At 48.0% G+C, this 8,560-nt stretch carries 10 protein-coding genes, 5 tRNA genes and 1 rRNA gene; 14 read left to right on the top strand and 2 right to left on the bottom strand.

Features of this window, described 5'->3' with window-relative positions:
• From rrf to J9789_RS13140, 6 genes are all read left to right on the top strand, one after another.
• Window positions 1-107: ribosomal RNA gene (gene rrf, locus J9789_RS13165) — 5S ribosomal RNA — on the top strand; the annotation flags it as partial.
• Between the two features lie 41 nt (window positions 108-148).
• Window positions 149-224: transfer RNA gene (locus tag J9789_RS13160), tRNA-Asn, on the top strand.
• 61 nt (window positions 225-285) lie between these two features.
• A tRNA-Ile gene (locus J9789_RS13155) sits at window positions 286-362 on the top strand.
• A gap of 3 nt (window positions 363-365) precedes the next feature.
• Window positions 366-441: transfer RNA gene (locus J9789_RS13150), tRNA-Trp, on the top strand.
• A 39-nt stretch (window positions 442-480) separates the two neighbouring features.
• Window positions 481-557: transfer RNA gene (locus J9789_RS13145), tRNA-Asp, on the top strand.
• 4 nt (window positions 558-561) lie between these two features.
• A tRNA-Thr gene (locus J9789_RS13140) sits at window positions 562-637 on the top strand.
• A gap of 171 nt (window positions 638-808) precedes the next feature.
• Here J9789_RS13140 and J9789_RS13135 read toward each other — a convergent pair.
• Complete coding sequence (locus J9789_RS13135) at window positions 809-2,002, bottom strand: site-specific integrase (protein ID WP_209346124.1); 1,194 nt, start codon at window positions 2,000-2,002, stop codon at window positions 809-811.
• The gene (locus tag J9789_RS13130; protein WP_209346121.1) at window positions 1,977-2,681 is read right to left on the bottom strand and encodes a helix-turn-helix transcriptional regulator; all 705 of its coding nucleotides are present in this window, start codon (window positions 2,679-2,681) and stop codon (window positions 1,977-1,979) included. The genes J9789_RS13135 and J9789_RS13130 overlap by 26 nt, the downstream gene beginning before the upstream one ends.
• Window positions 2,682-2,835: 154 nt before the next feature.
• On the opposite strand from J9789_RS13130, the gene J9789_RS13125 reads away from it, so the two are divergent.
• From J9789_RS13125 to J9789_RS13090, 8 genes are all read left to right on the top strand, one after another.
• Complete coding sequence (locus tag J9789_RS13125; RefSeq protein WP_209346119.1) at window positions 2,836-3,048, top strand: hypothetical protein; 213 nt, start codon at window positions 2,836-2,838, stop codon at window positions 3,046-3,048.
• A gap of 136 nt (window positions 3,049-3,184) precedes the next feature.
• Window positions 3,185-3,538: a hypothetical protein gene (locus J9789_RS13120; RefSeq protein ID WP_209346118.1), complete on the top strand. Its 354-nt coding sequence runs from the start codon at window positions 3,185-3,187 to the stop codon at window positions 3,536-3,538.
• Window positions 3,539-3,551: 13 nt separating this feature from the next.
• Entirely contained in the window at window positions 3,552-4,901 is a 1,350-nt protein-coding gene (locus J9789_RS13115) for a hypothetical protein (RefSeq protein WP_116722627.1), read from the top strand.
• 262 nt (window positions 4,902-5,163) lie between these two features.
• Entirely contained in the window at window positions 5,164-6,357 is a 1,194-nt protein-coding gene (locus J9789_RS13110) for a hypothetical protein (protein WP_209346116.1), read from the top strand.
• Between the two features lie 221 nt (window positions 6,358-6,578).
• A complete protein-coding gene (locus J9789_RS13105) occupies window positions 6,579-6,947 on the top strand; it encodes a hypothetical protein (protein WP_209346114.1) in 369 nt (122 codons plus the stop codon).
• A gap of 44 nt (window positions 6,948-6,991) precedes the next feature.
• The gene (locus J9789_RS13100; RefSeq protein ID WP_209346112.1) at window positions 6,992-7,792 is read left to right on the top strand and encodes a hypothetical protein; all 801 of its coding nucleotides are present in this window, start codon (window positions 6,992-6,994) and stop codon (window positions 7,790-7,792) included.
• Window positions 7,793-7,971: 179 nt separating this feature from the next.
• Window positions 7,972-8,205: a hypothetical protein gene (locus J9789_RS13095; protein ID WP_209346111.1), complete on the top strand. Its 234-nt coding sequence runs from the start codon at window positions 7,972-7,974 to the stop codon at window positions 8,203-8,205.
• Window positions 8,202-8,558, top strand: a complete 357-nt coding sequence (locus tag J9789_RS13090) for a hypothetical protein (RefSeq protein WP_209346109.1) — start codon at window positions 8,202-8,204, stop codon at window positions 8,556-8,558. Before J9789_RS13095 ends, J9789_RS13090 begins: the two co-directional genes overlap by 4 nt.
• Window positions 8,559-8,560: the final 2 nt, after the last annotated feature.

Here is an 8,560-nt window from a genome sequence, read left to right as displayed (position 1 = left end):
GATTGCGGTGAGGGTCCACCCGTTCCCATCCCGAACACGGAAGTTAAGCTCACCTGCGCCGAAAATACTTGTCTGGAGACGGACCGGGAAGATAGGTAACGCCAACACAAAGAAGGGTCTGGTCTGACCAGACCGGACCCTTTTATATTCCTCCTTAGCTCAGTCGGTAGAGCATGCGGCTGTTAACCGCAGGGTCGTTGGTTCGAGTCCAACAGGGGGAGCCAAATGTGGCTCGCCGCCACAAGCTGACGGCGAGCCTCTTTTTAAAAAATGTTGGATCGGTATGGGCCTTTAGCTCAGTTGGTTAGAGCAGCCGGCTCATAACCGGCCGGTCCACGGTTCGAGCCCGTGAAGGCCCACCATTTAGGGGTATAGCTCAGCTGGTAGAGCATCGGTCTCCAAAACCGAGTGCCGAGGGTTCGAATCCTTCTGCCCCTGCCAGATAATATCAGCACTTGCTGTTCCAATAGATGCATATATGGCGCGGTAGTTCAGTTGGTTAGAACGCCGGCCTGTCACGCCGGAGGTCGAGGGTTCAAGTCCCTTCCGCGTCGCCATTATGCTGCTGTAGCTCAGTAGGTAGAGCACATCCTTGGTAAGGATGAGGTCGGCGGTTCGAATCCGCCCAGCAGCTCCAATGAAAAGCACTCAAACTTAACGGTTTGGGTGCTTTTTGCTTTAGTTTTTATAACAATTTTCTCTTTTTTGAAAAATCAGCAAAATATTGTATTGCTGTTAGTCGCAACAAAAGTCGCAACATGGCTTAAAAAATGACCGGGTAGGGAGTGTTTCCCTGCCCGGTTTTTCTTTATTCACCCTCTGCTTTGAGGGCGTCTCGGACGACCTGTCCGGCGCGTCGGATGGATTCTTCATTAGCGTGGGCATACATTCTCAGAGTAACAGCGGTATCACTATGCCCAAGGCGTTCACTAACCGATACGACATCTGCCCCGTTGGTAAGAGCAAGGGAGGCCGATGTGTGCCGGAGCTTGTGTGGGTGGAAATCCTCTACGCCGTATCGCTGGCCGAATTTCTTAAAATAACGGGTAGGACTTTGAGGGTGCATCGGATCAGCAGAACCATCCTGAGTAAAGATCCATTTGCTAATACACTTGCTTGACTGCTCAGTCTGGAGCTGGCGCAGGAGCTTGACCACATCCGGGCCGATATCAATAGGCCGGGATTTTCTGTTTTTGGGGGTATCCTCGTAGATACCTGCAGCGGACGTATATTGAAGATTACGCCGAATAGTAATACAGCCCTTCTTGAAGTCTACGTCTGTCCATTGTAGGCCACAAGCCTCACCACGTCTCATTCCGGTATCGGCAACAAGATTGATATAGGCTTGCCATTTTAGAGGCTCATTATCCAGGCATTTGAGAATGTGGCGGAGTTGCTGGACAGTATAGGCCTTCTCGCTCTCTTCTTTGACGTGTTCATTCTTTCTGGGCTTGGGACGAGTAACCCGTAGCATGGGATTTTCCTGAATTGAGTCATCAAGAAATGCCATTTTGAAGACTCCGTTAAGGATATTGTATAGCTTGACTGCCGAGGAGTGAGCTTTTCCGCTCTTTTGGAAGTCAAGCAGCAGCTTTGTGAGCATGGATGGAGTTATATCCCTCATGGGGAAGTCGCCCAGTGCAGGGAGGATGTGTTTATCGAGGCATTGACGATAGTTTGAACGCGAGTTTTCGGAGAATGTGGCTTCTTTTGCCGGCATGAAGACACCATCCGCATACTGTCTCAGTGTTTTTATCTTTGCCGCTTCCAGAGCAGCCAGGCGTCTTTCCTCCAGATCCTCCTGCCGAGTTTTAAGGGTTCCTTCAGCCAGTTCATTTTCCAGATTGGCCGCAAATTTATCGAGTTCGCGTTTAATCGTTTTGGCGCTCCATCCTGGCTCTGGCCTCCAGCTTCGTGTAATCTTGCGGCCTCGGCCATTGGATACCTGGACTTTGTAAACAGTATTGCCATGGGTGTCAGTCGTTATCTTGTAGCTTGCCATTTTTCTTTGCCTCCTTTAGAAGCCTGCGCTTGCCCTCATCCAATACGAGCGGCGCGTATACCTCGGGTATAGTTTGCGGATTGCGGAGTTGATATCTCGCACCTTCTGTTGCGCGGGTAACTCGATCAATCAACAATTTGTCGTAAAGCACGTCCACATATTCAAAATTAGGTATATCTTGCTTGGAATCCAAGAAGTCTATTGCTTCTTCAAGAACCTTGACACCTTCGGATGTAAACTGTAGCGGTTGCTTTGGAATAGGCTCTGCAAAGAGATACTCGGAGATACAATGCAAAAGGTGGTTGCCCCACTCATCCATACTGTCATCTTCAAGCAATAGGTTGAGTGCGGCAATCTTTTTTGCATCAACTGCACGGCCCCCCTGAGATAACTCAGCAAGTGTGGTTGTGGCCTTCTCCGATAGTCCTATATCCTCCACTGAAAGATTAGACGTACCAGAATTTTTATAGTTTGACAGACCTAAAATCCAGTCTGTGGAAACATTACACTTTTCTGCAATCTGACAAAGGACTAAAGCATCTGGTAGGCGTGTTCCGTTTTCATAAAAACCGACTGTCGGTCTTGATATACCAAGAAACTTTGCAAATTCTTCTTGTGTTTTGTCTCCGCGCAATTTGGAAAATCGTTCAGCAAATATAGGAAATCTACGTTGCTCCATTGGTTAGCACTCCTTGCACATTCATTCTTCATATGATAACTAAAGAAGATATATTGCTTCATGCGTTGACATTGCTTCAGTTATTTGCTAAAATAAGTATACAACAAAATAAATGAAGAATCAATATGTTATTAGAAAAAAGGAGAGAAATTTTATGGGTAAACCATATGATCCTTCACGCCAATTCCAAACTATCGCAGAAGCCTCGCGTACAACGGGTTTGTCGCAGTATTTCCTCCGGCGTGGTTGCTGGGATAACAGTATTCCGCATATTCGCGCTGGGGCTACGAAATACCTGATCAATGTCCCGCTCATGATCCAGCGCCTTAATGAGCAATCGGAGGTCGGTGCTCAGGCAAAAGCGTGATTATATGGGGCGTCACGATGGGGACGCATACAGCAGAAATGGGTTAGCAAGATTTTTCTCTCAGGTTAGCATATAGGCTTTTTGCTTTGATATGCGGATAGACGGGATGACCGCACTATAAGCCGGGAGGTAGCATATGAGACGAGATAACTATACACCGGAGGAGATTGCAGAAATGCACGATCGCAACGAGAATTTCCACGGCAGGCAGGCCAACATTGCCAAAATCCTACTTTACAACGAGATTAAAGCTGAGTTGGTGGAGTTTATGCAGTCTTGCGACGAGGTGCGATTGATGGATGGCTTTGCTCCAAACGCAAAAGAGAAGCACGCCATGCTCTGGCTCGAATTGAGATTTGCCGCAACTCTGGATAAAGAGGAGACGGCGGCGCTGACAGCTATTATGAACAAGGCTGACGGAGTTGTGCTCGCCGCTACAGGGGATCACATCCGTATCTCGTTCCAGATCGACAATATTTGGTTAGATTAGGAGGCGGATATGGATGATTAACGTAGTTGACGCCCCTTGTGGCGCAGGAAAGACAGAATGGGCGATATCCTACATGAACGCCCATCCGCAGGAGGCGTTTATTTTCGTTACGCCATTTCTCAGTGAGGTTGAGCGTATCAAACAGAGCACGACAGCGGCGTTTTACGATCCACAGCACTACCAACGTACGGATTTGCTGGGTGGTGTGGCAGGTTCTAAGACTAAGTTGGAGGACTTCAATGATTTACTTGCTGAGGGGCGAAACATTGTCACGACACACACGACTTTTACCAATGCAACACCGGACACTATCGCCATCTTGCAAGACAATTCCTATCACTTGATCCTTGATGAGGCTGTTGACGTGCTTCTCCCACTTAACGACATTATTGACTCCGCAAACTACCGGGTCAACAAGAAAAACGTCAAACTGATGCTTGATAATAACATCATAGCAGTGGATGAGGATTGTCGTGTCCGCTGGACTGGTGGGCCTCAGCCCATTGACGGTGAAGAGCGGCACTCTTTCTGTGAAGTTCAGCGCCACGCCGAAAATGGGAACTTGCTGCTGATTGATGGGCGGTTCTTTATCTGGGAGTTTTCACCAGAAGTATTCAGCGCTATGGAGTCGATCACCATTCTGACCTATCAACTGGAAGGGAGTTTTTTGTGTCCATACCTGCAACTGCACGGGTTGAATTACACAAAATCAAGTGTTTGTGGTACTTACGAGAAAGGTTTTGAACTCGCTCCCTACATGGTGGATCTAAACCAGCGGAAGGAATGGAGGCGGCTTATTACCCTGTACCAAGACAAAAAAATAGCGGATTTCGGAAGCCTGTCTGCTACCTGGTACAAAAACTGTGTTAAGGATCACCCCAAGTCCCAAGAGGCGTCCGAGCTGCGCCGTGCTCTGCGACGGTTCTTTATAGCGGTACAAGCCAAGCCATACGACATCATGTGGAGTTGCCCCAAGGACAGCCGTAACAGTATTGCCCCCGGTGGATACAAGCTGATTCGAGAGCTTACTGATGAGGAGAAACGTGGTCGCAGTCAAGTGCAGCAGGATGAGTATGCAGATAATAATGGCCTGCGCTGCTGGGTTGCGTCAAATGCTCGCGCTACCAACAGTTACAGTGACAGACACGTGCTGGCATATATGCTCAACCTTAATCCAAACCCGGAGGTTTCCAAATATTTTGGTAAGCAGGGGGCATCTCTTAGCCGGGATACCTTTGCACTTGCTGGACTTATTCAGTGGGTATGGCGCTCTGCGATCCGCAAGGGAGAGCCTATAACTCTGTTCTTGCCGTCACCCCGTATGTACAAGCTGTTCACTGAATGGCTGGACGGAAAGCGGTAGCTTTGGATGAGGGGTCATCCAAAACTGGCGAGAAACCCCATTTACTGACGGCGATTTGAGGGCATCTGCTTAAGAGGACAGAGGCATAAAAAGTGTGGTATAAGGTGTGGAGGCCAGCACCCCAAATCATAGTAAAATCTGCGTACACCGTACCTACTGCCAGAGCGAAAAGGAAGAAAAATATTTCTTTTCTACTTCGCTGTCAGTTTCGCACGCATAACCAACTGGTGTGCGAATATTTCAACCAGAAAGGAGATGCTTTATGGCAGAAGAATTATTTGTGTACGGCTCTAACCGTATCACCATCGACAAAGAGCACTGCTATTTTGAGATCAATGCACAGAAACACAGCAGAAAGTATATGCTTGACCGTGATTTAAGGGCGGTCGAGACGTTGATAGAGCATATCAAACGATATGGTTACTTCTGGATTAACGGAAATGGCGAGGGTGCTGGCAAGCATGGCTCCCTGAGATTGGCGGTTTACCAGTCCTATCGCCCTTATGGATGTGGTATTGTCCATACAATGCCCAAAACAGAACGATATGTGTACTTGTGTGACGGAAACCCTTACAATCTGACCAGTGCAAATCTGTATGTGTACGGCGATGAGGTTCCCTACAACCAAAGCCGACGTATATGGCATGATGAGTTCAGAATCTGGATAAAGCTCACAAATCAGAATCAGATTTTCTTCACCGACTATGATCCCACTCTGTATTCGATCCTTTGCAACACAAGACTTGCCTCGTGGTACGTTTTTAGGAGAGACGGCGCATTACCTCCACGGCTGGCTGGATGGGAAAGCAAGCGGACAACACAGCGGAAACTGCTCAAAGAGGCGTCGAAGACCAACACGTCTACTGCATCTGACAAGTTATTATTCAGGGTAGATGGTTGTCCGATTAGTTTGCATACAGTGGTATGGCTCTACCATACAGGCAAACTACGTGTAGATGATCTGGAACGGTCAATAAAGAATGGGTGTAACGAGCTATCAGAAAGTGGGCTGCAGATTGACCATCTTCGCAACAATACCCAGAATAACTGCTTCCATAACCTCACAGCTATGGAAGGGACAAAAAACGATTCCAAAAATAATTTAATCGTGCAGATAAATCTTCCGTATTTCTTCGTACCTGTCCGCATTGGCGATAATTTTAGAATCTTGTGCGGCAAGATCAACGGTGAAAACGTAATTATACGGCGTGTCATTTGCCATGGCGTTGATGAACTCTTAGACTTTCTCAGAAAGTTCAGGGATACTGCAAAAAGCAGTGGAGAGATGTTGCCCAGGCCGAAAGACCGCACAAAAACAGCTTGCCTGTCACAAATGCTGATGGATGATGGGCGAGAGTATCATGGAGATCAGTTCAATGTCATAGAGGGGCTTTTGCGGGCAAACGATAACGAGTTTACTCCCTGGACTGGTGATGTTACGGCAGTTTTAATGTAAATTTCGTCACTTTTTCGTCTGTTGTCGGAGATTTGAGCGGATTGAATACCCCCAAATTAAGCAAATAGCAGTCTCGATGCACCGCTCGGAAAGACTCGTCTATTGTCGAATAATTCGACACTTTAACGTACTAAATTATGGGGTTCGGGGAGACTTTAGCGAAGTGAAGCGATGGACGATAGAAAAAAGCACTTTCCCATAATAAAGCAAGGTGATTTTCAATGGAAAACTTTGATTGGCGGAAGATGTCAAAACTTGTCTTTCCCTCTGGCACCAATGAAACTGAATATCTGCGGTTCGAGGCAAATGGTACCTGGACGGCTTCTGATAAAGAGCAAGTCTGTACTTTGACAAATAGCAACCCGGCTAACGCTGTTGCTGTGCTGAATGCGAAAATGCACCCTGTTAATGACGAAGATCGTGGGCATATGATAGCTTCACTGCATGAATGGATACAGCGGTATCAAGCGTTTTTGGCGGCGTATGGTGCTTTCCCCCAGTGGAAGTCGGATACAAAGGACGCTCGCAAGGGCATTGAGCGTATGGAAAAGGAAATCAAACGTTTGAGGGAAATGGAGCTTCCGCAGTGAACACTGCCCCACCCCGGAGGTCACGAGGGCAACAGGAGATTATCATGATAGCATTGGATAAGGGGACGTTGCCCCGGAGAATCGGCCAAAATGATACAAGCGGATTTGCTGGCGAAAACGCATATTGGTACTGCAATACTTGTCGTCAGTGGCGTATAAGTGAGATCCAGCCCGATGGAAGTATCGCCTGCCCTGTTTGCGGGAGTGGGCCAGACTGGAAGAAACACCAACCTACACTGGCCTACGGGAGCCGGCACAAGCGGGTGGCCGATTTGTGTGCCGTAGGCTCTGGATGGCGCAAGAGCTATGATGAGGTAGAGCGGAGCTACGGCAGTTTTATTGAGGAGGTTAGCTCCGGTCTCCCGCTCCGCACACAGGAAGAAGGGTGGAAGTATTTTCAGAACGCATGGAGGACGGTGGACGAGCTTGCCGACTACCTCTTGACTGCCCCGGATGCGCCGACAACGGATAGTGCTAATGTCTATACCGAGCGGGGATTGCAGCGGCGGTATTATGATCCTCGCCGCAAGTGCAACACAAATACATTGTCCAGCCTGAGCATTCCCCTCTTAACTGATGATGGTGGGGCACAATTCACAGATCAGGAGGCGGCGGAAATCATTTCTCTGCACGCCGGCTACAGCCACCCGTTCTATGATGTGTATTTTGCTGACGAGTTCTTGGAGTGTATTAGCGACCGACTGGAACGCTCCATTGCCTACGATCTTTCAAGAGGATCAACAAAGCGGGATATTGAGCGCCGATACAGGTTAACAGAGCAGCAAGTGCGTACCAGAGTGGCGCATATAGCAAAAGCTCTAAAAAATAGTGAAATAGTCTGTTGAGAATGACGAAAATGCAACGACTTTGTATCGTAACCGGTACCTATATTATGAGGGGGTCAAGGCCGCATTGCCGTGGCGGATCACTTCTCCCACAAACATAAAGCAGTCTGGCAAACGCTGGACTGCTTCATTTATGCCCAAGTTGTAAGGAAATTTTTACGTGAAAGGAGGTTTACGTGATGCAAGAACAGGTTACCGTGATGAAACAACTGAATAGCTTTTTGGAGCGAAGAGGGCTGCGAGCAAATTTTCTTGCCCAACAGGTCGGGATTAGCGAGGCTTCACTATACAGCTTCAAAAGAGGCTATAAACTCTTGACACAGCGACAGTTAGAAAGACTGAAAGATTATATCCAGGAGTACGACCGGAAATTGGACGGGGATACGGATGAAGGATGGAGGAAAAGAGAATGAAACAGGGTTTTGATAAACTGGAAGCGTTTCGGTGTTCGCTAAACGCTTTGACAAAACTACACTGCAACGAACCGGATGCTTACGACAAAGGACGGGCGGCGGCAATGCTCCAGCAACTCACGAAGGAGTGGCGCTGCGATGAGAACCACGTGGTCATGGCAGTTGCTCAGATGGCGCAGTCTGAGATAGATGCACGGCTCCGTCATCTGGTACAGCAAACGATGGAGAAATTGCAGTTGCCACTCACGGAGGAGGAATTTAGGGAGAATTGGGAAAACCTCAGCGAAGAGAAAAAGATGGAGCTTGTGGACAGCACAATTTCTCTTCTGAAAGGAATAAAGAAGGAGGGATAATG

Origin of the sequence: Flavonifractor sp. AGMB03687 (assembly GCF_017811815.1) — a bacterium.
Classification (GTDB): Bacteria; Bacillota; Clostridia; order Oscillospirales; family Oscillospiraceae; genus Flavonifractor.
The sequence above is the reverse complement of the archived record's forward strand: the minus strand, read 5'-3'. Positions and strand labels throughout refer to the sequence as shown.